The 25,066-nt window shown below is 64.8% G+C and carries 22 protein-coding genes; 12 read left to right on the top strand and 10 right to left on the bottom strand.

The genetic code is table 11. The annotated features are described in order from the left end of the window. Positions 1-25 precede the first annotated feature (25 nt). Positions 26-1,207 (top strand): serine hydrolase domain-containing protein, encoded by a 1,182-nt coding sequence (locus tag VK92_RS32810; protein ID WP_048021609.1) that lies wholly within the window; start codon positions 26-28, stop codon positions 1,205-1,207. Between the two features lie 92 nt (positions 1,208-1,299). On the opposite strand, the gene VK92_RS32815 is transcribed toward VK92_RS32810, so the two are convergent. From VK92_RS32815 to VK92_RS32830, 4 genes are all read right to left on the bottom strand, one after another. Continuing rightward, a complete protein-coding gene (locus VK92_RS32815) occupies positions 1,300-2,472 on the bottom strand; it encodes an NAD(P)/FAD-dependent oxidoreductase (RefSeq protein ID WP_048021606.1) in 1,173 nt (390 codons plus the stop codon). 195 nt (positions 2,473-2,667) lie between these two features. Further along, positions 2,668-3,819, bottom strand: coding sequence for a branched-chain amino acid ABC transporter substrate-binding protein (locus VK92_RS32820; protein ID WP_021162611.1), 1,152 nt, complete (start codon positions 3,817-3,819; stop codon positions 2,668-2,670). A 416-nt stretch (positions 3,820-4,235) separates the two neighbouring features. Beyond that, entirely contained in the window at positions 4,236-4,427 is a 192-nt protein-coding gene (locus VK92_RS32825; RefSeq protein WP_021162612.1) for a CsbD family protein, read from the bottom strand. Between the two features lie 140 nt (positions 4,428-4,567). Continuing rightward, a complete protein-coding gene (locus tag VK92_RS32830) occupies positions 4,568-6,100 on the bottom strand; it encodes a PAS domain S-box protein (RefSeq protein ID WP_048021727.1) in 1,533 nt (510 codons plus the stop codon). Positions 6,101-6,471: 371 nt separating this feature from the next. Between VK92_RS32830 and VK92_RS42650 the strand changes: the two genes are divergently transcribed. The 3 genes from VK92_RS42650 (at position 6,472) to VK92_RS32840 (ending at position 7,323) form a co-directional block, all read left to right on the top strand. Beyond that, complete coding sequence (locus tag VK92_RS42650) at positions 6,472-6,636, top strand: hypothetical protein (RefSeq protein ID WP_021162615.1); 165 nt, start codon at positions 6,472-6,474, stop codon at positions 6,634-6,636. Positions 6,637-6,718: 82 nt separating this feature from the next. After that, positions 6,719-7,069, top strand: coding sequence for a BON domain-containing protein (locus VK92_RS32835; protein ID WP_021162616.1), 351 nt, complete (start codon positions 6,719-6,721; stop codon positions 7,067-7,069). Between the two features lie 56 nt (positions 7,070-7,125). Beyond that, entirely contained in the window at positions 7,126-7,323 is a 198-nt protein-coding gene (locus tag VK92_RS32840; protein WP_021162617.1) for a CsbD family protein, read from the top strand. A gap of 371 nt (positions 7,324-7,694) precedes the next feature. Here the strand turns inward: VK92_RS32840 and VK92_RS32845 are convergent, their stop codons facing one another. After that, positions 7,695-8,723, bottom strand: coding sequence for a DUF1338 domain-containing protein (locus VK92_RS32845; protein ID WP_048021604.1), 1,029 nt, complete (start codon positions 8,721-8,723; stop codon positions 7,695-7,697). A 226-nt stretch (positions 8,724-8,949) separates the two neighbouring features. Between VK92_RS32845 and VK92_RS32850 the strand changes: the two genes are divergently transcribed. Next, entirely contained in the window at positions 8,950-9,897 is a 948-nt protein-coding gene (locus tag VK92_RS32850) for a LysR family transcriptional regulator (protein WP_021162619.1), read from the top strand. A gap of 89 nt (positions 9,898-9,986) precedes the next feature. On the opposite strand, the gene VK92_RS32855 is transcribed toward VK92_RS32850, so the two are convergent. From VK92_RS32855 to VK92_RS32870, 4 genes are all read right to left on the bottom strand, one after another. Beyond that, on the bottom strand, positions 9,987-10,478 hold the full coding sequence (locus VK92_RS32855; RefSeq protein ID WP_048021602.1) for a hypothetical protein: 492 nt from the start codon (positions 10,476-10,478) through the stop codon (positions 9,987-9,989). Then, a complete protein-coding gene (locus VK92_RS32860) occupies positions 10,459-11,712 on the bottom strand; it encodes a hypothetical protein (protein WP_048021600.1) in 1,254 nt (417 codons plus the stop codon). The genes VK92_RS32855 and VK92_RS32860 overlap by 20 nt, the downstream gene beginning before the upstream one ends. 12 nt (positions 11,713-11,724) lie before the next feature. Beyond that, positions 11,725-14,538 carry a type VI secretion system Vgr family protein gene (locus VK92_RS41015; RefSeq protein WP_082160815.1) on the bottom strand — a complete coding sequence of 938 codons (2,814 nt, stop codon included), beginning with the start codon at positions 14,536-14,538 and terminating at the stop codon, positions 11,725-11,727. Positions 14,539-15,267: 729 nt separating this feature from the next. Beyond that, complete coding sequence (locus VK92_RS32870; protein ID WP_048021598.1) at positions 15,268-17,397, bottom strand: TonB-dependent receptor; 2,130 nt, start codon at positions 17,395-17,397, stop codon at positions 15,268-15,270. Positions 17,398-18,322: 925 nt separating this feature from the next. Between VK92_RS32870 and VK92_RS32875 the strand changes: the two genes are divergently transcribed. Beyond that, entirely contained in the window at positions 18,323-19,951 is a 1,629-nt protein-coding gene (locus VK92_RS32875) for an NADP-dependent glyceraldehyde-3-phosphate dehydrogenase (RefSeq protein ID WP_048021595.1), read from the top strand. A 79-nt stretch (positions 19,952-20,030) separates the two neighbouring features. On the opposite strand, the gene VK92_RS32880 is transcribed toward VK92_RS32875, so the two are convergent. Next, a complete protein-coding gene (locus VK92_RS32880; RefSeq protein WP_048021593.1) occupies positions 20,031-20,663 on the bottom strand; it encodes a LysE family translocator in 633 nt (210 codons plus the stop codon). Positions 20,664-21,258: 595 nt separating this feature from the next. Between VK92_RS32880 and VK92_RS32885 the strand changes: the two genes are divergently transcribed. From VK92_RS32885 to VK92_RS32910, 6 genes are all read left to right on the top strand, one after another. Then, a complete protein-coding gene (locus VK92_RS32885; protein WP_021162626.1) occupies positions 21,259-21,582 on the top strand; it encodes a hypothetical protein in 324 nt (107 codons plus the stop codon). 88 nt (positions 21,583-21,670) lie between these two features. After that, positions 21,671-21,904, top strand: a complete 234-nt coding sequence (locus VK92_RS32890; RefSeq protein WP_048021591.1) for a hypothetical protein — start codon at positions 21,671-21,673, stop codon at positions 21,902-21,904. Next, a complete protein-coding gene (locus VK92_RS32895; RefSeq protein WP_027789773.1) occupies positions 21,901-22,446 on the top strand; it encodes a hypothetical protein in 546 nt (181 codons plus the stop codon). Before VK92_RS32890 ends, VK92_RS32895 begins: the two co-directional genes overlap by 4 nt. Before the next feature lie 105 nt (positions 22,447-22,551). Beyond that, positions 22,552-23,037 (top strand): hypothetical protein, encoded by a 486-nt coding sequence (locus VK92_RS32900; RefSeq protein WP_048021588.1) that lies wholly within the window; start codon positions 22,552-22,554, stop codon positions 23,035-23,037. Positions 23,038-23,279: 242 nt separating this feature from the next. Beyond that, positions 23,280-24,749, top strand: coding sequence for a PepSY-associated TM helix domain-containing protein (locus VK92_RS32905; protein WP_048021586.1), 1,470 nt, complete (start codon positions 23,280-23,282; stop codon positions 24,747-24,749). Further along, on the top strand, positions 24,727-25,066 hold a 340-nt coding region (locus VK92_RS32910; protein ID WP_053082777.1), incomplete at its 3' end, for a DUF2946 domain-containing protein. The genes VK92_RS32905 and VK92_RS32910, both read left to right, overlap by 23 nt.

Below are 25,066 nucleotides of genomic sequence, written 5' to 3' on the forward strand. Positions count from 1 at the left end.
CACACCTTTCACGACAGAGTCTTCGATGATCCCCAACCGCGCATCATCCCGGCAGCCATCGACCGATCCCGCACTCGCCGAGCGCGTCGATGCGGTACTGTCCCGTCAACTCGAAACACATCGCCTCGTCGGTGTGGTCGTCCTGATCGCACGCGACGGCGAACTCGTCTATCGCCGCGCGGCCGGGTTCGCCGATCGCGAAGCGCGCACGCCGATGCGCGAGGACACGCTGTTCAGGCTCGCATCGGTGACGAAGCCGATCGTCTCGGCGGCCGCGATGGCGCTCGTCGCGCAACACAAGCTGTCGCTCGACGACGACGTCACGCGCTGGCTGCCCGAGTTCCGCCCGGCGCTGCGCGACGGCAGCGTGCCGGTGATCAGGGTGCGCCACCTGCTCGCGCATACGGCCGGCCTCGGCTATCGCTTCACGGAAGCCGACGCGACCGGCCCCTACGCACGCGCGGGCGCCTCCGACGGGCTCGATGCCGCATCGATCACGCTCGCCGAAAACCTGCGCAGGATCGCGAGCGTGCCGCTGCAGTTCGCGCCGGGAACCGGCTGGAACTATTCGCTTTCCATCGACGTGGTCGGCGCGCTGATCGAGGCCGTCAGCGGGCTGCCGCTCGCCGACGCCATCGACACGCTCGTGCTCCGCCCGCTCGGCGCCCGCGACACGGGATTCGTCGCACGCGATCCCGCGCGGCTCGCGACGCCCTACGTCAACGACACGCCGCAACCGCACCGGCTCGCCGAAAACGAGACCGTGCCGATCTTCGACGGAACCGTCGGCGTGACGTATTCGCCGTCGCGCGCACTCGACGCGGATGCCTTCCCGTCGGGCGGCGCCGGGATGGTCGGCACCGCCGGCGACGTGCTGAACGTGCTGGACACGCTGCGTGCCGGTGGCGGCACGCTATTGCCGGCCGACCTGGTCGACGAGATGGGCCGCATCCACACCGGCAACCTCGAATTGCCCGACCTGCCCGGCGCGGGGTTCGGAATCGGGTTCTCGGTATTGCGCGACCCGCTCGCGGCGGCCTCGCCGGAGTCGGTGGGCACTTGGCGCTGGGGCGGCGTGTACGGGCATTCGTGGTTCGTCGACCGCGCCCGGGGGCTCACCGTCGTGTCGCTGTCGAACACGCTTTACGAAGGGATGAACGGCCAGTACACGATCGATCTGCGCGACGCGATCTACGGCGCCGGCTGACACGCGCAACAAAAAAAGGCCCGACACGGTCGGGCCAATGAGTCGAGACACAAGGAGAATCCCACCCACCACACGGGGCGGGGTACGCCGCGCTACACGACGTTCTTTTCGACGATCGGCCGGTTTTCCAGCACTCGCGCCCAGCCGAGCGACGACAGGTCGAGCGTGTCGTAACGCCCGCCCAGAATGAGTTCGCTGACCCCGCGCCCCGTCGCCGGCCCTTGCTGCAGCCCGTGACCGCTGTAGCCGTTCGCGAACACGACGTTGTCGAGGTCCGGGTGATACCCGATGATCGCGTTGTGGTCGAACACGTTGTACTCGTAGTACCCGGACCAGCAGTTCTCCACGCGCAGCGCCTCGAACTCCGGCACGCGGTTCGCGAGCGTCGGCCAGATCACCTCGTCGAACAGGTCGTGGTCGACTTCGTCGAGCGGCAGGTCGTCCGGATCGCGATCCGGGCTCGGCGACGTCCCGCAGATGTACGTGCGCCCTTCCGGCCGGAAATACACGCCGGTCGGGTCGATCAGCAGCGGGCAATCCGTGAGCCTGGCAGGCGACGACACGTTGAAGATGCTGCGCCGCCGCGCATGGACGGGGATGTCGATGCCCATCATCGACGACAGCGTGCGGGCCCATGCACCGGCCGCGTTGACGAGCGTGTCGCACGCATGGCGTTCGCCGTCGGCCGTGACCGCATGCGTCACCTTGCGGCCGTCGCGCACCACCGCCGTCACGTCGGACGGCACGTAGCGCGCGCCCAGCGCCTGCGCCTTCTTGCGCAATGCCTGCACGAGCCCGTAGCCGTCGAACCAGCCTTCGCCGCTCACGCCATATGAGCCCGATACGAGATCGTCGACGTTCAGCCACGGAAACTTCGCGCGCAGCGCATCGCGGTCCATCAGCCGGATATCCGCGCCGAGGCTCGTCTGCAGCGCATGGTTCTCGCGCAGCGTCGCGTCGCCGGCCGGCGTCGCGAGGAACAGGTAGCCGCCTTCGTGCAGGTCGATCGACGGCTGGTGGCCGTCCACTTCGAGCCGTTCGCCGATCGTGCGCAGGAAGTCGATGCCGAACAGCGACATCTGGATCGACAGCGGCGTCGAGAACTGCTGGCGAATCGACGCGGCCGACAACGCCGACGACGATCTCGCATAGGTGGGGTCGCGCTCGATGACGGTCACGGATACCGTGGGATCGGTGGCGCGCAGGAAATAGGCGATCGAGCTGCCGATCACACCACCGCCGACGATGACGACTTGAGAACTCACGACTGACTCCAGTTGCACATGAAGGGCGCGGCCGGCCGGCTGCGCCCGTGGGTTGTTCGTGCCGCGTCGCACGCGGCGTCGCGCGGGCGGACTCGTGCGGCTGCCGCACCGGCGTGCGCCGCGATCGCAACCGATCGCCGATGGCATTTCAGCACGTCCGGCAGCACCGCGAAAGTCCGCGCGCGCCTGTTGCGTTCAATCCGCCGACTTCGTCGTGACGGGCTGCCACGCGGCGTTCTTCACCTCGTACAGCGTCGAGCTCGGGTTCTTCAGGTCGCCCGTGTTCGTGAACGCGATCGTGCCCGTGATGCCGTCGTAGCGCGTGCCCTTCAGCGCGCCGTTGAAATCGGCCGGCTTCGTCGAGTTCGCCTTCTGCATCGCGTTGATCGCGATCCATGTCGCGTCGTACGCGAACGGCGCATACGCGAGCATGTCGACACCGTACTTCTGCCGGAATTTCGTTTCGAACGTCTTGCCCTTCGCGAGACGCGACAGCGGCTGCCCGTATTCCCACACGGCCGCGCCTTCCGCCGCGTTGCCGGCCAGCTTGATGAAGTTCGCGTTCATCACGCCGCCGCCCGCGAGGAACTGCGCGCGAATGCCGAGCTGGCGCATGCGTTTCACGAGCATCGCCGCCTGCGCGTCGAGGCCGCCGAAGAACACGAGATCGGCGTTGGTGCTCTTGATCTTCGTGAGCTGCGCGCTGAAATCCACCGCCTTGTCGTTCGTGAATTCGCGCGCGACGATCGTGCCGCCGTTCGCCTTCACGGCCTTCTCGAATTCGTCGGCTTCGCCCTGGCCGAACGCGGTGCGGTCGTCGATGATCGCGATGCGCTTCGCCTTGGTCACGCTCGCCGCATAAGCGCCTGCATTGCCGGCGTTCTGCGTATCGGTCGCGATCACGCGATACACGGTGCCGAGCCCGGCGCGCGTGATGTCGGGATTGGTCGCCGACGGCGTGATCATCGGAATGCCGGCCTTCGCGTAGATCTTCGACGCGGGCAGCGTCGTGCCCGAATTGAAGTGGCCGATCACGACGGCCACCTGCGCGTCGGCGAGCTGCTGCGCGGCCTGCACGCCGGTGCGCGGATCGCTTTGGTCGTCCTGCGACGCGACGACGAACTTCACGGGCTTGCCGCCCACCGTCGGATGCGCGGCATTCGCTTCGTCGACGGCCATGCGCACGCCGTTCTCGATGTCCTTGCCGTAGGCGGCGCCGCCTCCCGTCAGCGGGCCGGCGACGCCGACCTTGACGACCGTCTCCTGCGCGTGGGCCGCGCCCGTCTGGAGCGCGAGAATCGCGGCGGTCAATGCGACGCCGGAAAGCGAACGAATGCGGAACGTCATGACAATCCTTGTTCTGGGGGCCGGGATGCAACGCGCGACCACCGCGCGTCGGCGCCCTCTCGCGTGCCGGTCGTCTCGTCCGCTACCGGGGCGTCGTGCAACGCACCTGGCCGGTCGATCGCCGCGGCTCCGTCTCCGAAGAGCCTTTCATCGCGAAAGAGGTGAATGGATTGTGGGTAGCCAATACCCGTGCAGCAAACGAAATATCGGAACTATGTTGTGAGGATTTGTCATCAAGTTCCGCATGCGCGGCCGGCCCGCGGCCCGCGCAACCGTGAACCGCGGGCAGGCAGTTTTCATGGGAAGCGGCGCCGGCGCCCGTCCATCAAGGCCGGTCGTGGTCATGCCGGCAGCGCATCATCGTTGCGATGACGGCCCGGCCGGCCCCCGCGACGCCCGCGGCGCCGCGTCATCGGTCAGTGCCGATCGGCGTCCGTCTGCTTGCGCGCCGCATCCGCCGCCTCGCCGGCCTGCTCCTGAAGCTTGCCGGCCTGCTGTTCGGCGACGCCTTCCAGTTCCGTCTTGCGGTCGCCCGTGACCTTGCCGAGCGCTTCCTTGACCGAACCCTTGACCTGTTTCAGCTTGCCTTCGATCCGATTCCTGTCCATGGTCGTCTCCTGCGATGGTTGGGGAGAACCGGCGGCGTGACGGCCAGCGCCGCACCGCCGAGCGGACAGGATCGCAAGCGGGCGCCGCGCGCGGCAGATGCGGATGCACCAGCGCGCATGGTGCATTCGTACCGACGGCGTCAGTCCTTGCCGTTCTCGCCCGCCTTCGCGCCGCGCGTGCCGTTCGCATCGGCCGCGCCGACGATCCCGCGTTCGCGCGCCCACACGATCGCCTCGGCGCGGCTGTGCACGTCGAGCTTCGCGTAGATCGTCGCGACATGATTGCGCACGGTGTTCGGCGCGAGCCCGAGGCGGCCGGCGATTTCCTTGTCGGCGAGACCGTGGCACAGCAGGTCGAACACGTCGCGCTCGCGCGCGGTCAGGTCCGACAGTTGCGCGCCCGCATCCGGCGCGTTCGCGCGCCGCACGTTCGCCAGCTTCTCGATCAGCGTGCGGCTGAACCATGACGCATCCTGCATCGCCGTTTCGATCGCGTACACGAGTTCCATCTCCGTGCGCTTGCGATCGCTGATGTCGAGCAGCGCGACGAGCAGGCAGTCGCGCCCGTGTATCGCGACGGGGTCGGCCGACACGACGCAATCGCGCACGTCACCGTCGCGCGTGCGAATCTGCACGTCGGCGTTGCGCACGTTGCCGTCGCGCGCGAGCCGGCCTTCGATGCGCTGCCACGCGCCGCGTTCGGCCCACAACCCGATTTCCTCCGCGGATTTGCCGAGCAGGTCGTCCTGCGCATGGCCCGTCATCGCGGCGAACGCGTCGTTCACGTCGAGCAATTCGAAGCGGTCGGCCGTGACGATCGCGGTGGCGACCGGCGCCATCCGGAACGCCGTCGCGAAGCGTTCCTCGCTCTGCCGCAGCGCGCGCTCGGCCTGCTTGCGCGGCTCGAGATCCATGAACGTAAACAGCATGCATGCCTCGTCGTTCATGTCGATCGGCTGCCCGGCGACGACCACGGCCTTCGTGCTGCCGTCCGCGAGTTTCAGCACGGCCTCCATCTGCGGAATCGTCGCGCCTTCGCCGAGCCGCTCGATCGCGAGCTCGCGCCGTTCGGCCTGTTCGAGCACGTCGACCTCGTACACCGAGCGGCCGAGCACGTCGTCGCGCGCGTGGCCGGTCATGTCCAGAAAACCCTGGTTGACCTTCACGTAGCGCAGGTCGTCGAGCCGGCAGATCACGGCCGGTGCCGGGTTCGCGTTGAAGGTGCGCTCGAAGCGCTCCTCGGCGCTCGCCCATTCGGTCGCGTCGTGCAGCACCAGCGCGAGGCAGTCGGGTTCGCCGGCCGCGTTCGTCAGCACGAGGCTGCGGATGCGGTGGACCCAGCTCACGGTTTCGTCGGCGGCCGATTCCACTTCGACCGTCACGTCGCTGAACTCCTCGCCCGCGATCACGCGATCCATCGGATAGTGGCCGTCGCGCACCGGATGGTTGTTCCGGTAGCGCAGCCGGAAGCGCTCGCGGTAATCGGTGACGGTCTCGCCGAGCGCCTTCAGCTCGGTCACGCCGTGCATCGCGAGCGCGGCCTCGTTCGCCCAGACGATCCGCTGGTCGGGCTCGACCAGGATCACGCCCTCGGTGAGCCCCGCGATGATCTGGTGCATCTGGCGCCGGTCGGTATGCGACTTCAGCGCCTGTTCGTTTACCTGTTCGTTCATCGAATGGTTGTCCATGTCGTCAGCATGACCGCCGGCCCGGTTGCAGCTTCGTCGGCACGCGCCGGCCGGCGCGTGTGGCGATGATCGCGCGCCGCATCCGTGCGCGACAGGCGCGGATGCACTAACCGCCATAGTACATTCGCATCGCGTGCCGCCACCGTGCGGCATCCCGCCGATCCCCGAAGCATTCTCCGCGCCTGCTTTGCGCGCGCCGCAACCCGCGGGCGCACCCCCTCCCCTTCACGACGCCCCCGTGCAAACGCACTAGCCGATCAGGTGAATTTGCGCGATGCCCGTGCACGTTCGACCCGGTACGCTGGTTCTGCATCGGCGCTCATGCGCTGCCATCCGAACCGCAGAGGAGAAGCACGATGAAGCTGCATCAGACACCCGATCCGACGCGGCCTGAACCGCCTCCGGACAACCCGCCCGAACCGCCGCCCGGCACCGATCCGCCGGTTCCGCTGCCGCCCGACGTGCCGCGCCCGGACATGCCGCCGCGCGAGCCCGGCTACGACACGCCGATCGCCGGGTAATGAAGTCACGCGGTGGTAACGCGCGGCACGATCCGTGCTCCACGATCGGTCCACTCACCCCATCAATCGAAGGAGAACATCAATGAACAAAATCTCGCCCCTTTCGACACTGCTCGCCGTCAGCGCGGCTTTCCTGCTCGGCGCCGCGCCGCTCACGAACGCGGTTGCGCAGGACGCATCCACCGACAACGGCGTGAAGACCGAATCGAACCAGCCCGTCACCGACACATGGATCACGACCAAGGTGAAGGGCCAGCTGGCCGCCACCGACGGCCTGAAGAGCGTCGACATCAGCGTGAAGACCGTCGACGGCGTCGTCACGCTGACGGGCGTGCTGCCGACGAAGATCGCCGTGAAGAAGGCGATCGCCGTATCGCGCGCGGTCAAGGGCGTGAAGCACGTCGACGCATCCGGCCTGAAGGCGAAGGCCTGACCTCCCGGCGCGGCACGCCGCCGCGCTTTTTATCCCTGCACGACAAGGAGCACATGATGAACGAGGACAAGATCAAGGGCCAGTGGAAGCAGCTCACCGGCAAGCTGAAGGCCAAGTGGGGCAAGCTGACCGACGACGACCTGGCCGTCGCGGACGGCAATCGCGAGTATCTCGCCGGGAAGATCCAGGAACGGTACGGGATCGCCCGCGACGCGGCCGAGAAGCAGCTGAAGGAATTCGACCGCGAGCTGTGACGCGACAGCACATTCATCCAACCGCCGCGGCGCCGACGGCGTCGCGGCCACCAGGACCTACGACATGGGCAAATACCTGATCGCCTGGCTGCTCGGCGTGCCGGTCGGGCTGCTGGTGCTGTTCTTTCTGATCACGCACGTGTTCTGACGGCACGGCGCGCGGCATGCGCCGGCCGCTATGCCGCTTTCCAATTTCCACTTTCCACTTTCCCCAATCGCATCGATGACCGTGACGCCGCGATCCGGCATTCGCCCGATCGCGCGTATTGCGCGGCATCGCGGGGCCCCCAATGCAAATCGGGCAGAACGCCCTTGCGTCCTGCCCGATCCGCTCGTCTCTTCCGAAAGCGACGTACCGCGCTTTCGCTTCGTTACTTCGCCGCGTTCGCGGTCATCTTGAAGATGCCCTGCGCGTTGCCCGCATCGAAACGCAGGTCGGTCACCCAGCGGCGCGCCGCCTGGTCGAACGTGCGCTTGCGCGTGATGAACTCGTAGAACGAGCCCGGCACGTTGCGCTTCACCGTGCCGCCGTCGCGCGTGCGGAACTCGCGCTCGACGGTATCCGCACGATACGCGGTCTGGAACACGCGGCCCGAGCGCGAACGCTCGACTTCCGGCTTCATCGGCCGGCCCTTCGCCTTCTCGTCGTCGGACAGCTTGAACACGTCGGCCACGCGGTCGGTCGCATGGTTAAACGCGTTGCCTTCGGTCGCGAGCCACGCCATTTCCGCCGATTCCAGCAGCAGCGTTTCGTAATCGAGCTCGTTCGGCACATCGTGCTGGCGCGCGAACGCACCGACGATCTCCGGCAGCAGCGCGTGCGCGGCGTCGAGCGACAGCCAGCCTTCGCGCTCGACTTCCCACAGCAGCGCGACGGCCGCCGGCGACAGCGGATCCCGCGACGAGCTGACGACGTTCGTCACGGCCTGCTGGAATTCCTTCGAGAAACGTTCCGGATGCAGTTCGCTGACGAAGAACTGCGCGATTTCGTCCGGCGCGTCTTCATGCGCATACGCGCGGCCCGTCATGCCGAGCTTGTCGAGCGGGTAACGACCGTTCAGGCGGAAACCGAGCGGACGCAGGATGCGCGTGAACGCGGCCTCGCCTGGCGGCAGCGCGCCCGTGTGCGGCCAGCGCACCGTGCGCAGCGCACCGTGGTCGAAATAAACCGAGCCGCCGCTTTCGATCGCGTCGGCCGTATAAGCGCGGCCGTTCGCCGAACGCTCGAGCAGCCCTTCGAACAGCGCCATGTTCATCGCCTGCGCGATTTCGGCGCGCGTCACGACACCTTCTTCCCATTCTTCCAGGATGGCCGGCATGTTCAGGGTCGAGAACAGGGCGTCGGTCTTCGCCTGTCCCAGCAGCTTCGTCAGCAAGCTCTCGATATTCGGATTGCGCATCAGGATTCTCGTCTCGGGGGACCGCCGGCAAACGTGCCGGCAACTCGTCGGCCGGCTGCCCAGCGGGCGCCTGACCTTGCGTGGGGAGCATTATTCAAAGGGTTGCAGCCGGGCGTAAAGCGAGATTAAATTGATACGTGATGAGTTTTTGGAATTATCAGCCGTTCCTCGACCCCGCCTTCCGCCTGGCGCCGCGCGGGCCTGACCGTCAGACGAATCGAACATCATGCGCAAATTCAAGATCCCCAACATGGGCGCGCTCGTGGCTTTCGAAGCCGCCGCCCGCCACGAGAGCTTCACGCACGCGGCCAAGGAGCTGTTCCTGACGGAAAGCGCGGTTTCGCGCCAGATCGCGACGCTGGAAGCCAGCCTCGGCGTGCGGCTGTTCGCACGCGTGAAGCAGCGCGTCGTGCTGACGCGCGCCGGCAAGCTCTACGGCACGCAGGTGCGCCGCGCGCTGGAGGCGCTCGACCGCGACACGCTGTCGATCATCGCGCACGGCAGCGGCGGCGGCTACCTGGAGCTGGCGGTGCTGCCGACCTTCGCGTCGCACTGGCTAATCCCGCGCATCAAGAGCTTCTACGACCGCACGCCCGACGTGCGCGTGAACATGGGCAGCCGCACCGACCTGTTCTCGTTCGAGGACACGCACTTCGAGGCCGCGATCCACTACGGCAAGCCGACCTGGCCCGGTACGTCGTCCGACTACCTGTTCGGCGAGGAAGTCGTGCCGATCTGCTCGCCCGCGCTGCTCGACCGGCCCGTCGAGCGCGTCGAGGATCTGCTCGCCTACCCGCTGCTGCACTCGACGACACGCCCCGGCGCGTGGGCGCAGTGGTTCGAGACACACGGCGTCGAGGACATCCGCACGATGCAGGGCGTGCGCTACGAGCTGCACACGATGCTGATCAGCGCGGCCGCGGCCGGGCTCGGCGTCGCGCTCGTGCCGAAATTCTTCGTCGAGGAGCAGTTGCAGCAGCTCGGCCTGGTCGTGCCGTGCGACGCGGCGACGGTCGGCGATTCGGCGTACTACCTCGTGTATCCGACGGAGTTCAGCCACAGCAAGCCGCTCGAACTGTTTCGCGGCTGGCTGCTCGAGCAGGCGAGCGCGTATGCGGCGCCGGAGTGCGCGGAGGAGGATGCCGATCTGGAGGATGACGAGGACGTCGAGTAACGAAACACGGAGGCAAATCGCCGCCGCCAATCCCACCGGCAGCCCGGTCGTCAATCATGCGTCGCGACCGGGCATCACGAAAGCGACGCTCATCGCGTCGCCGCATCGCATGGACTCTGCGTTGGCGAGCCTGCGGAAACAACCCTTTTCAGGATCGCACGATCCGTTGCCTCTTGCCCCGGACAAACCGTTTCAAGGTCGCTAATCACGATTGTCGCTCGCCCATTGAGTCGGCACACACCATCGGGCTGTGCAATGGGAAGTCGCAGGTAGCGCAGCGCATCTTGCTGATTCGAAAAGACGATCAGACCGGCGCGCTGCGAGCGGTCCGGCAGTTGGCTGGCCGAAGCGCCGTCCTCCACGAACCAGACTTCGGATCCGTTGAATTCGTCGTCGTAGTCGATCGAGTAAGTGCCCGACAAGGTGATCTCTTGCACGATCCGGACCTCTGCGCAGGCCAATTCGTCGTCAACCGGGATCGACCACGCGCCCCCCAGGGCGGGTCCAGAAACAAGAAGCAACATGCACAGCGCGTGGGCACATCGCACCTTTCTCGACGACTCAATAAATTTCAGGATCATTGGCCGTGATGTGCAGGTGATCGTTATGGATTTGCTCGTTTCGAGACTGCCCACGGTTCATATCGCCCGTACGATCTTCAACGTTCGGATTCGTAGCCCGCATGAACCATGGTGCAAACAGCTGGCGGATATGTGGACTCTGTTTCAGCATCGTGCGATATGCGGTAACAAGCGACTTTTCTTCGAGTGAAGCAACCTGAGCACGCAATTGCGCAAGCTTTTCGTTCTGCTCCGGCGTACGACTAGTCATGCTCTCCAGTTCGTCGATCTGGACATGCTTTCTGTAGCGATCCTGAGCGTTCTGACTCGACATCGCCACACGGTCCATCTTCAAACCGTCATCCAGCAAATAATTTACGTCCAGCCCCACTCCGACTCGATGCAGCACGCTCCCAATCATTGGGCGCCATCCACTGCTCAGGTGAACCTCGTCTATCCGTGCGTCGACAGCTGCCTTGAATGCCGCGTAGTAGCAAAGAGGCGATACGCGCCCGATATATTCGATCAGCGGAACGGTTGCCGGCGGGTCTGCCGACATATAGACACCTCGTATATTTTCCCTGCAGTTGTTGAACGCGCTCGCTTCCCAAAAGATCGTGGTCGGGTCATCCGGCACCATTTCGATCCTCAATCGCTTGACACCTGTCAACGTGCCTCGCAACTGCGCATACTGCAATTCACCAGCATCGTCGAGATCATCTTCGTACACGCGACTAATAAGCGCGATCCATTCGTCTGATGCTCCAACATCCTCAAGAATCGACGCCGCCTCAAGTGCCGTGTATTTGGGGCTAAACAACGCCCAGGTATCTCCCCAGAGTTGTCCCTGCCATTGCCCTGCCTTATCGGGTGCAACCTTGAACGCACGCTTTCCGACCGCATCGTCATTCCACGCGTTCAAGTCAACCTTGCCACGACGCTCACTGATTTTAACGATGTTAACCCCTGAATCAGCCACGATCTCGTACAAAACCTGACGCCGGAACATGGGCTTCGTGTCCGCTCCGAGCTGAATACCAATTCGGTCCCCTGCATTGACGCGTACAGCAACAGTCCTCCCGTCCGCACCCAACTTGTCCAGTTTCAACTGTTCGGTACCATCCTTGACGATTCGGTACTTGAGCGACGTCAATTTCGAGGTGGCATGGGCAAACTCATACCGAACCGTCGAGGCGGTCAGAGTCGCGACTTGCTCGGTTCCCTCGGCAGACAAGACTAGATTGCTCTGTGTCATTTTCTTCCCCCATCAACAGGTAAGCACCTCGTCCCCCGCACCAGACTCATCGAACTGATCCCGATCCCAGACCACGTGCAACTGATCTGCCAGAGCGGCCGTTACCGCGAGCGTCCGGCCCTCCTCATCTGTGTAGCCGTAATACACGCGCGAACCATCCGCATGCTGAATCCGGTATCGAATGCCAGCTACCGGCCGCCCGGCGTGGTCGACTGCCTTGAACCAACCCGAGTACACCTCGTTCGTCGCAAGCACCGGCAATGGGTAGTCCAGGCGTTTCGGACCGTCGAAGCTGAATGAAGCCCCTTTGAAGTCCAACTTTCCGGGCGCATGGAGTTCAATGTCGCCGCCTTTCAATCGAATGTAAGCCCCACCGGCTGTCATTAGAATTTCGCCCTTCGCACCCATCTCGATCTTGTCCGCAATAGACAAGAGCTTGATGGCAGCCTGTGCCAGCAATTCGATCGCTCCAGTGTGCGTCGCTGTTCTCACATCGCCTTTGTTCGCGACGAACTGCATCCCTCCGTTCTGTGCGAACAAGCTAACGAGTTCGCGTGCAGCCACATTCAGAGATTGCCCCGAAGCGATGTTCGTGTCTCGACAACTGACCAGATTGATGTTTCGATCGGCGGTATAGTGAATCGATTTCTGTGTAGATGCGGAGATTCCAGCCGGACCGGCAATCGCAATTAGCGGCTCCTTGAATGCGTTGGCAGTTCCTGTCCCACCGTTCGCGGTCCGCCCGCCCATGGGCTGCGGTGTCACTGGTCTTTGCATCGAATCGACGAACAGGGACAAGGCTTCGTGACCGGTTCTCATACTTCCCGCCTGACTCCGCTCGCTCGCCTCAGACAGTGACTTCATCAACGCGGTCGATCCGATAATTTGTCGACACACCTCGGTCACATCGAGTTGTTCGCCGTCGTAGTGACGGTGATACGTCGTGATGAGCGCCCCTTTATTTGCCCCTACCGCCAAATAGTCATCGGTATGAATCTTGATTCCCATTCCAACGTACCGCCCGCGCACATTGCCTTCGTGCTGAATCAGGTAACCTTGATGAATCAAGCTGTAGCTGCCGTTTGAATAACTGGTAAATCGTTGCCCACCCTGGTGTGTGGCATCGTCCTGAACGATGCTATTGAAGTATCCGGTGTTCCCGAATCCCCGCGAGCGAAAGCCCGAAAGGAGAGCATTGTCGTGCCATTGCGGAGAACTAGTAGAACCGTACAGCCGCCCCAGTACATACGGCCTGTCACAGTCGTTCCCCCAAAATCCGACGATGACCCATTCCCCCGCTCTCGGTACGTGAACCGAACCGTATCCGTTGCCTGTATCGGCCTGCAGAGATAGCAGCGGCGGTGACGTTCTCGAATCGCCGGGCTTGCTACGTCGATCCCACCGAAACCGCACGTATATCCGATTTCGCCCGTCAGTCCAGGCTTCCTCATTGCCCGGTGCGCAAACAAGCGCATGCTCGGTATGCATGTCCGGCTTTTTGTGCTGTAGCGGACTTCGATATGGAAGATCAGTTCGCTGGGCTTCGATCTCGACCAAGTAGAATCCGCGTGCACCATCGACAATGTGCGCCTGGGAATCGAATCGGTTGCCGTGTATTGCCTTGACAGTGGCAAGCATGTCTTGAAGGCTGAGCGGATAGGCCGCTCCGTGGCCGATAGGTATGTTGTTTTCGATGACAGACCGAACTTCGATAGCCACGAACTCACGATCGTTTGGATCTGCCGAGGCGTGTCGAGGGTGATTCTCCAGCGTAAAACGCATCCCGGCATCGGTCCAGCGCATGCCGCCCAATCCGTAATATCGACACGCCGCCGAATCCCATGCTTCGGTTCGAATTTTCGCATGCCTGTTTCCCGCAAGTGAGTCTGGATAGCCATACGACAGCGATTCAAAGACCTCCATTGGCGCGGCTGGAACGCTACGGACTTCGTCAGATCGATATTGCCGGACGGTGTAGGTGACAGTGCTCAGATCCCTTTCTCTCAGTATCGAATACGGATATTCAATATTCTTGTAATTCGTCGAGGTCGACGCATACGTCATGCTCTGCGCAGTTTGCATCGTGGCCCATCGCGTAAGGCCATCTGTGCCGTCACTTTCACCTCCACGATAGAACTCGGCACGTCTGGCTTCCGGCAACGACCAGACGCTATCGACAACAACAAGTGTCGACCCCTTAAAATGATCATCATGACGAGTCGGTGCATGATCCCAATAGAAGTACCATCCTTCCGATTCGAGAATGCGATGCAGGAAATTCAGATCTGTTTCGCTTTGCCGTGTATAAGAGCGCTTCACCGGCTGTCGCGTGAGTGCGAATCTGAAGCGCCCTTGAAGTTGTGGATACTTGTTGAGAAGATCGGAGACGATCTCGCGCGCAGTCATGTCGAACCATTGATTTTCATCTCTCGCATACTCGAGAAAAAACAATGCTGACTGAAACTCCAGTTGATAGAGCGAAAGGCCTCCATCGTATCCAATCGATCCAAATCGCCTCACAAACCCGTGAACAGCCCTATATTCCACATCTGCATAGATTTGAGTGAATTGCTGGATAGACAGTGAGACCTGCTGATGCATCAGCTCGCGCCCATCGATGTCATTTCGCGTTGACGCAACATCGACGACCCAGCCATAACCTCGTCCGACTTTGGACCACCCCTGCGCACGCAACGGAATCAAAGTATTTTCTCCGAGCGGCGTATGAAGCATCAATAGCCGACCGCGCTGCATCATCCCCCGATGAATCGCTTGAAAAATGTCACGAAACGTCAACGATTTATCATTGGCCTGACGATCTATCATCCTGCCGCTCCTTTTCTCCTGAACCTCCGTTGTAGCTGAGCTACGTACCCCGGAGCTTCGTCAAGGAGCTGTGAAGCACCGATTCGGCAAGCGCGGCCCTCGTATCGCGCTTCCGACTTACGGCTCAGCATCGCTAGTTTTAAAAAGTCGGTCATTTATCGGATCGTCCAAGTAGGATCATCGAACAAGATAGTTCTGGAATACCTTATTACGATATTTCCGCAACGACTCGATTAGCAAGATCTTCTTGCCAGGCTATCTCGATAGTGCCTCCTGGAAAGGCACCCTCATTTCCTGGGCACTTCTGAAATATTCAACCGATACCATTAACAGCGTACTTCACTTCACACTTCAATCACTGACCCGCCTAAATGCAATTGACTGTGAAATATCGTTTCGCTGCTGGCTGCCCGGACATATGAGAGCGCGAAAGCGGTGCCGGAGCACGACGCAGATAACGCCGGCGAAAAGGATGACGAGGACGTTGAGTAGTCCGCCCCTCGCTTCAGATCACGGCACGGCGACGTCGCAAATGCGCAGCGTCGGCGTATTGACACACATCGAACTGCGACCTAGCGCGCAGCCGCCAGTCCGCTCACTGCTGCGCAAACGCGCGCCATGCATGCGCGACACATCAAGCGCTTGGCGGATCATGGGTGGCGGAAGGCGGGCCATCGTGACGACGACCCGCATTGTCGCGCAACGCACGCGTGATGCGCGTGACGAGCGTTACATGTGCCACTTCACCGTCGCGGTGAGCGTGCGCGGGTCGCCGGGCATGTTGTACAGGTCCGCATTGCCGTGCGCGGCAATGAAGTAGCGACGATCGAACAGGTTGTCGAGCGTGAGCGTCACGTCGACCTTCTTGCTGCGATAGCCGGCGCCGAGATTGAACGCGGTAAACGACGGCAGCGTGACGAGATCGCTCGCCGACGTATAACGCGCCGACTGGAACTGCATGCCGGCCGCCGCATAGAAACCGTACGGCAGCTCGCGCTTGATCCACAGGTTCGCGCTGTGGCGCGGCATCAGCCCGGGCGTGTTGCTCGCCACCGTGACGCCCGCTGCCGTCGATTGCGCCGAGCCGTCGACCGTCCCGTTCAGGTACGCGTAACCCGCATACACCGACCACTTCGGCGCGATCTCGCCGGTGAAGCCCAGCTCCATCCCGTGCACGTGTTGCGTGCCGATCGGCAGCGCGTAGCCGGGATTGTTCGGGTCGCCGATCTGCTGGTTGGTCTGTCGCATGTCGAACAGCGCGACGCTCGCCGTCGCCTTGCCGCCGAGGTCGAAGCGCGAGCCGACTTCATACGCGGTGGTCTTCTGCGGCGCGAGCGCGGCGCCGTTCGCGAACGCGCCGGCACTGATCAGCGTATCGGCGAGCGGCGAGAACGACTGGCTGAACGACCCGTACAGCGTCAGCCAGTCGAGCGGTTCGTAGATCAGCCCGACGCGCGGGCTCCACGCGTGATCGGTACGGTCGAGGTTGACGTTCGACGACGTGTAGTCGTGGCGGATCTGGTTCAGGTAGTCGAAACGCAGCCCCGCGAGCACCTTCCAGTGCTCGGTCAGCGAGATCAGGTCCTGCGCGTAGACGCCCGCGAGCCCGATGACGGTCGACGCGTTCGTCTTCGCCCGCGCGCCGGTCGGCACGCCGGGCAGGATCACCTGCTGCGGATTGAACAGATCGTAGGTCGCGACCTTCGACACGCTGTAGATCGTGTCGAACTTCTGCTGCTGCGACAGCTCGAGCCCGTACAGCAGCTCGTGGCGCATGCCGAACAGCGAGGTCTTCTGCGTGAGCTCGAACAGGCCGTCGATGCCGTGGTCGGTGCGCTGGCGCGTCGACTGGTCGAGCGTGACGACCGGGTGCGCGGCGGTCTTGATCGGCTCGTACGTCACGTAGTTCTTGCGTTCGAGCGAGAAGTCGTACGCGCGGATCGCACCGTGAAACGACAGCGAATCGCTGAAGCGGTGATCGAGCGACACCGTCGCGCTCTTCGCGGAGATGTCGTTGTACGAGCTGTTCGCCGCGTCCGCCGAGCCGTAATACGTGTTGATCGGCACGTCGACCGGCCGGCCGAGATACGCGGGCAGCCCCTGGTCCGACGTGCGGCGGTCGTGCAGGTAGTCGAATTCGACGTTCAGCACCGTGTCGCGGTCGAGCTTGAATTGCGCGGACGGCGCGATCGCCTGGCGGTTGAGCTGGAACTGGTCGCGGAAACTGTTCGAATTCTCGGCCGCGCCGGTCATGCGGAAACGCGCCGCATCGTTCGCGTTCCAGCCGAGGTCGAATTCGCCGCGCCGCTCGCCGCGCGTGCCGAGCGTCACGCCCACGTCGCGCACCGGGTTCGCTTCCGGCCGCTTCAGCACGCGATTCACGATGCCGCCCGCCGAGCCGCGCCCGTACAGCACGGCCGCCGGCCCCTTCAGCACCTCCACGCGCTCGACGTTCGACAGGTCGCGGTAGTACAACGCGTCGTCGCGGATGCCGTCGACGTACTGGTCCGTGATGCTGTTGAAGCCGCGGATCGTGATCTGGTCGCGCTGGCCGTCGCCGACCGAAAAGCCGACGCCCGGCACGTTGCGCAGCGCATCCTGCATCGACGTCGCGTTCTGGTCCTCGATCACCGCGTGCGGAACGACGTTCACCGTCTGCGGCACGTCCATCAGCGACATGTCGGTCTTGGTCGCCGCGCGCGAGTGGCCGCCGTCGTACGACGCATGCTCGGCAGCCGCATTGACGGAGATCGCGGGCAGGGTCGCCGCAGCGTCGCTCGCCTGCGCGAACGAGGTGCGTGCGCCGGCCAGCGACGTGGCGATCAGAAGCGAATGGCAGGCGCTCTTGTTGAGTTTCATCGTGAACGTAGGGGCTGAAGGAAAAACGGCGAACGAAAACGCATCCGGCCAGCGCGCGCATCACGCGGCGAATCGACCGACGAAGCGTTCCGTGAAAGAGACGATGCGCGGGGGATCTCCCCGTCGCATCCGCCGGCCGACGCACAGCCGGCGCGGGTGGCTGCCGGCCGGCGGAACCGGCACGAAACGAGCCGCGGCGTTCTGTCGCGACTTGTAACGGAGCGAAATATTAAACGAGAATGATTCGTGTTTTTAGTAAATTTTCGACGTGTCGCCTGCCCGCAACGTGCATGCGCTCGGCGCCCTGCATTCCTGACGAATACCTTTCTGTTTCACGCTTTGACGCGGCTTTGGCGTAATTAAAACGAAAGAAATTCATCCCCCCGATCGGGCAATGAAGGGCCGGGAGCCAAGCGGGATTCGGGATTTGACGACGAAGAGACTGGAGAGGATCACGAAGCATCCGTCGAAGCAGACGGCATGCATTCGAAGTCCGGTACGCGCCGGACCGGGCAACCCCGACCCGGCGCTCCGGGCAGCCGACCTCGCATCGGCGGTGCGGCGGATCTTCTTCTGTTCACTGCGTGTGCTCTCAGGTTCGCTACATTTTTTTCTTCGCCGCGCCGAGCCATTATCCGCGCAATCCGGCCGCAGGGAAACGTTTGCGGGTGCCTGCAGCGTGTTATATCCAGCATTCCGCAACAGTCTTTCTGGATGCTTTCAAGGCATGCGGAACGATTCGGCAAATCTTGCATTCACGCCGGCGTTCCTTTTTAATGGAACTGGTTCCATTCGCTGATTCGGCCATGTTTCCCCGTGACGCTTCGTCGTGCGCGCGTCATCATGCCGATTCAGGATCGAGGATCGCTCAGCTCAGGATTCGCATCGCCCGTCCTTCCCGGACACCCCGTCAAACGAGACCGTCATGCCCGATTCCGCTTCCCTGCAACAGCTGTTTCCCGCCCTTGAGGACATCCCCGCCGAGTACCGGCTCGCTTCGCCGATCCACCAGCGCGTGTCGCTCGTCGACGGCGAATTGCGCCCGTGGGACGGCGCGACCAAGACCGTGCTGTCGCCCGTGTGCGTGCGACAGGCGGACGGCAGCGTCGAGCAGGTCGAGATCGGCAGCTATCCCGTGATGGGCGAGCCGGAAAGCGACGCGGCGCTCGACGCCGCGGTGCGCGCGTACGACTCGGGCCGCGGCGAGTGGCCGACGATGAAGGTCGAGCAGCGCATCGCGTGCATGCAGGACTTCATCAAGCGGATGGTCGCGCAGCGCGAACTGGTGGTGAACCTGATCATGTGGGAGATCGGCAAGAGCCTCGCCGATTCGCAGAAGGAGTTCGACCGTACCGTCACGTACATGACGCAGACGATCGACGCGCTGAAGGAGCTCGACAACGCGAACTCGCGCTTCGTGATCGCGGAAGGCACGATCGGCCAGATCCGCCGCACGCCGCTCGGCGTCGTGCTGTGCATGGGCCCGTACAACTATCCGCTGAACGAGACGTTCGCGACGCTGATCCCCGCGCTGCTGATGGGCAACACCGTGGTGTTCAAGCCGCCGCAATACGGCACGCTGCTGTTCGAGCCGCTGCTCGAGGCGTTCCGCGACGCGTTCCCGAAGGGCGTGATCAACACGATCTACGCGCCCGGCGCGGTGGTCGTGCCGCACATGCTCGCGTCGGGCAAGATCAACGTGCTCGCGCTGATCGGCTCGAGCAAGGTGGCCGACCACCTGAAGAAGCAGCACCCGAAGTCCCACCGGCTGCGCGCGATCCTCGGCCTCGACGCGAAGAACGCGGCGATCGTGCTGCCCGACGCCGATCTCGACCTCACCGTAAAGGAGTGCCTGCTCGGCGCGCTGTCGTTCAACGGCCAGCGCTGCACCGCGCTGAAGATGCTGCTCGTGCACCGCTCGATCGTCGACGAATTCCTGAAGCGCTTCACCGCCGCGCTCGAGCAGCTGAAGATCGGCATGCCGTGGGAGAAGGGTGTCAGCATCACGCCGCTGCCCGGCATGCATCGCACGGCCTACATGACGGACGCGATCGACGACGCGAAGGCCAGGGGCGCGCAGGTCGTCAACCATTCGGGCGGCGAGTTCAGCAAGACGCTGTTCTATCCGGCCGTCGTGTACCCGGTGTCGGAAGGGATGAAACTGTATCGCGAGGAACAGTTCGGGCCGATCATTCCGGTCGCGCCGTTCGACGACGTCGAGACGGCGCTCGACTACGTGACGACGTCGGATCACGGCCAGCAGGTCAGCATCTTCGGCTCCGATCCGGTGCAGATCGGCGCGCTCGTCGATCCGCTCGTGAACCAGGTGTGCCGCGTGAACCTCAACTGCCAGTGCCAGCGCGGGCCCGACGTGTTCCCGTTCGCGGGCCGCAAGGATTCGGCGGAAGGCACGCTGTCGGTGAGCGACGCGCTGCGCGCGTTCTCGATCCGCTCGATGGTCGCGGCGAAGCAGACCGACAGCAGCAAGCAGCTGCTCGATTCGATCGTGTCGGATCACACGTCGAAGTTCATCAACACGGGCTTCATTTTCTGAGTACGGCGGCCGCGCGGCACGGCTCGCTCACTCGCGAGCCGCTTGCGCCGGCCGTGCGCCCGCATGTCGAGCGCATGCGCTACACGTTCGACACCAGCAGCCGAATCCCCGCCACGCCGAACACGACGGCGAGACACGCTTCCATCGCGCGCCGGCCGCGCACGTACAGCCGGCGCGCGCCGTTCATCGAGAACACGAGCGCATAGCCGCCGAACACCAGGCACCCGATCACGAGGCAGCCCGGCACGACGGCGCCGTGCGACGCGCCCGCGCCATTCGACGACAGCGCGACGATCGACACCCACACGAGGATCGCCTTCGGATTGGTCAGGTGCAGCATGGCGCCGCGTACGTAGAAACGCGACAGCCGTTGCTCGCCCGCTGCGTTCAGCGACGTCGCCGCCTTGCCCGACCATGCCGTGCGCCCCGACTTGAATGCCAGCCACATCAGGTACAACCCGCCGAAGATCTTGATCGCGACCAGCAGCTTCGACCATGCCAGCAGCGCGGCCGACACGCCGAGCGCCGCCACCGTCGCCCAGACCATCGACCCAGAAATCACGCCGAGCGCAAACGCGAGCGCCGCCTTGCGTCCCTGGTTCGCGGCGACCGACATGATCGCGAGATTGCTCGGCCCGGGGCTGGCCGTCCCGATGAAATAGGCCGTGTAGGCCAGCAGCAGGTTGGCCGAGAAAAAAGAGTGGACGCTCATGTCGAACCTCGCAGGGATGATCAACGCATTGTTGGCAAACGCGCGCCGTCTGCCCATGGACAATTGGCCGGCAATTTGCTGGGCCAGTTGGACAGGTCGTGCAGCCGGCTCGCCGTGGGCGAATCCGTCTCGGTTTTGAAACACCCGTCACGTTCGCCGCCGGTTTTCGCCGCCGGTGGCGGCCATCCCGCAGCGCCGCCTCCGGCCGGCCGAACGCCTGACAGGCGCAGGCGGCAGGCGCGCGGCTACCCGTTTCGTCGGCCCGCCATGGAACGCGCGACGCAATTTATCCCCGCGTTACGTTACATCCGTGAAGCATTTCGCTTCGCCGGACCGCCCCGCGCACCCGACATGCATCGCGCCGCGCAGGTAGACAGCCTCCTCGATCGCCGCCACGATCCAGTACCGGCGGGACTCGCCGCCCGGCATCGCACCGTCGCTCAACATTGCTCAACAATCGTCCCGCTGCGCTGGTACGGAACCTGCATTCCATTCGGGCGAGACAGCCGCGCCGGTCATCGCGCGGACACAAACCCACCCTCGGGCGCGTCCAGTGGATACGCCCGAACGATTCGCGCAAGCAACGAGGCCTTTCATGGATGCGCTGCCCAATTCGTCCGACACGTCGTTCCAGCTCTTTCTCGCGAAACTGCTCGAACAGCCGTTGCCCGACTGGACCGAAAAACAGCAGATGGAACTCGAGATGGCGCGCTCGCTGTCGACCGAAATGGTCCACCTCGCCGAGGACATGCGCGGCCGCACGCCCGATCTCGCCCGCTGCCTCGTGCTGCTCCGCTACGCGAAGGTGCTCGACTTCATGCTGACGTCGCTCGCCGCGCACCGCGACATTCATCCGCAGACGCTGCGCACGCTGTTCCGCCTCGCGAACCTGAAAGTCGACGATGCGTATCCGGCCTGAGCCGGCACGACGCAGCGGCTGCCGCGGGCGGCAAGCACGGCCACGGCGGCCATTCCCGATTCGCGCGCACGCCCGATAATCTCGCCGCATGAGCATCAGGAACCGGACATCCCGGCTGGCCGGCGCGCTCGGCGTGTTCGTGAAACGCTACGGGCGCAAGGCTCAAAAGCATCTCGACCCGAACGATCGCCGCTACGATCGCGACGTCGAGCGGGCGATGCGGCGCATGTCGCCCGCCGACCTGTCCGATCTGCTCGCCGGCAATGACGACACCGCAAACGACACCCGGGCCGGTTTCGCCGACACGAGACGCACGCCGTGAACGCCGCCGACTTCGACCGGATCTGGCCGGCCATCTGCGACACCCCGGCCTGGTCGGTGACGAAGGGCCAGGGCAGCTTTCTCACGTTCGAATTCGGGCAGCCCGCGCTGCATGTCAGGGAGCCGCTCGCCGGCTCGCCGGGCCTGTCCGCGGCGTCCCGGGACAGGCTCGCGTCGCGGCACGTGACGGTCGCCGGCAGCGGGCATCTGTGGATCTGCTACTGCCACTGGTCGATCGCGCTCGACGGCCTCGAACTCGCGCACAGCGAATCCCGCTCCGGCGACATCGCCGCCGCCGCGCAACGTCTCGACGGACAGATCCTGCAATCGGTCGCGCCGCACGCCCAGCCGGGTTCGTGGGCATTCGACTTCGACCTCGGCGGCAAGCTGACGACCTGGCCATACGGCGACGATCCGGCCGACGAGCAGTGGCATCTCTACGACCGGCGCTCGGGCAACGTGCTCACCGCGCGCGCGGACGGCACCTGGTCGTATGGCCCGGCGAACGCGCCGCCGGAAAGCGGATCGCCCGGTTCCGGATAGCCGCCGCGCGCGCGCCGCCTCCGCTTCCGGCAGCACGCCGGGCTGATGCCGTGCATCAGCGTGACGAGCGGCCCCGCACCGCAAACGGAGGTACAATCGCGCGCCATGAACGCACTTCGCCGCTTCCTGCTCCGGCCAGGCGTCGCGCGACAGCTTCTGTGGGGGTTCCTCCTCGTGACGCTGCTGTCCCGCGCGCTGATGTCGGGCGCCGTGATGCTCGATCCGGACGGTCCGGATGCGGGCTCGGTGGTGCTGTGTTCGGGCCGCGGCCCGCTGATCGTCGACGTGGCCGCGCTGGCGGCCCGTTTCGATGCCGGCGCGCCGATCACGCCGGCCAACGATGCGCTCGCGCTCGCCGATGCGCTCAAGCATGACGCGCACGCCGACAACCCGGCTTCTGCCGGAGGCGGCGACAGCCTGTGCGCATTCGGCGCCGCGCTGTTCACGGCGCTCGCGTCGTTCGTGCTGCTGGTGCTGCTGTTTCCGGGCGCCGTCCCGCGGCGCTTCCGGATTCACGTCGCCCCTCCTCCGTTCGTGCGATCGATCTTCGGCGATCGCCCTCCTTCCCGCGCGCCTCCCCTGTTCTGCTGACGGTTCCGCCTCGCGGCCCGCGCGCATCGATATGCACGGGCCTGCACGCCGTTCGTCTCATACGACCTGATTCAAGCGTTCATCCGCCTGCCCGCACCGCGCGGGCGACGCCGTCATGCGCACCGTCCGCGCATGGCGCCGCGCCGCCCGCTCCGTCGCTGCGCGCAGGCGGGCGCAACGCACGTTGACGTCCGCCGGCACGCGCCGGCGTGGCCGCTCAACGAACACGAGGAGCTGACACCATGTCGACCACCGTCGAGCGGGCCCTCTCGCCCGCCCATTCCGCCCACGCGGGTTACCGGACGCTCTGGCGCTGGCACTTCTATGCCGGCCTGTTCGTCATGCCTTTCCTGGTGATCCTCGCGATCACGGGCACGCTGTATTGCTTCCAGCCGCAGATCGAGCCGCTGCTGTATCCGCACCGGCTCGTCGTCGAGCCGCGCGCCACGCCGCGCCTCGATCCCGACGCGCTGCTCGCGAGTGCACGCACCGCAATGCCGGCCGGCGCGACGCCGGTTTCCGTCCAGGTCTCGACCGCGCCGGACCGCAGCGCCGAATACGTGTTCCGGCTGCGCGACGGCAGCCGCGAGAGCGTGTACGTGAACCCGTACGACGGTAGCGTGCTCGGTACGCTGAGCGTCGAGAACCGCTTCATGCAGATCGACCGGATGCTGCATCGCAAGCTGCTGCTCGGCAAGACGGGCGAACTGCTGATGGAGCTCGCCGCGTGCTGGACCTTCGTGATGATCGGCACCGGCATCGCACTGTGGTGGCCGCGCGGCACGGCGCGCGTCGGGCGCGCATTGCGGCCCGACCTGTCGCTGCGCGGCCGGCCGCTGTGGAAAAACCTCCACGCGACGGCCGGCATCTGGCTCGCGGCCGGCACGGTGGCGTTCATCCTGACGGGGCTGCCGTGGTCGGGTTCGTGGGGCAAGAATTTCAAGGCGCTGGCCGCGACCGTGAACCTCGGCGCGCCGGAAGGCGCATGGGGCGGCGCGTCGGTGCGCTCGACGCGCCCGGGTGCCGCCGCGGCGCCCGGGCATGCGCCCGCGCAGGCCGCCGCACCCTCGGGCCATCACCACGAATCCGGCGAGTCGATGCCGGGGATGGTGATGGACGACCTGCCGTTGCCGCAAACGCCGTGGGCGGTCGGCAACGTGCCCGTCCCGCATTCGCCGTCGGCGCCGACCCCGGCCCCGCTGCCGCTGGCTCGCGCGATCGCGATCGTCGCGGGCCTCGGCGTGACGAGCGGCTACACGCTCGCGCTGCCGTCCGGCGCGGACGGCGTGTTCACCGCGTCGTACTTCCCCGACGACCCGCAGGCCGAGCGGACGATCTACCTCGACCAGTACAGCGGCGCCGTGTTGAAGGACATCCGCTACGACGACTACGGCGCGGTATCGCGCGCCGTGTCGTATGGCACGTCGCTGCACATGGGCCGCTACTTCGGGCTCGCGAACCAGATCGTCTGCGCGGTGTTGTCGCTCGGGCTGGCCGCGATGGCCGTCACCGGCACCGTGATGTGGTGGAAACGGCGCCCGGCCGGCAAGCTCGGCGCGCCGTCGCGCGAACGCGGCACGCCGCCGATGCGCGGCTGGATCGCGGGGCTCGTGCTGCTCGGCATCGTCTTTCCGCTGATGGGCGCGACGATCGTCGCGGTCTGGTTGATCGACCGTCTGCTGTTCGGCCGTGCGGCACGCGCGGCAGCCTGATTCGTCGCGCGCCGGCGCACGCCGCGCGCCGACACGGCAAGCCCGGGCCACGGCGTGGCTCGGGCTGTTCGCGCTCGTGCTCGCGCTGGTCGCGCCGCTGATCTCGCAACTGCGCGCGAGCGCATCCGAATCCGTTAACAGCCTGCCGGCCGCGCCGATCTGCTCGGCAACCGGCACAACGCTCGTGACGCACGCGGAACCGCATGCGCCCGCCGATGCGCATTTCGAACACTGCGGTTATTGCGGCCTGCTCGCCGGCCATCCGCCGTTGCAGTACGCGGCGTTCGTGTCCGCCTCCCCGGCCGTGCAGCATGCGC

The sequence above is a fragment of the Burkholderia sp. LK4 genome (assembly GCF_001043615.1).
In the GTDB taxonomy this organism is placed as follows: Bacteria; Pseudomonadota; Gammaproteobacteria; order Burkholderiales; family Burkholderiaceae; genus Burkholderia; species Burkholderia cepacia.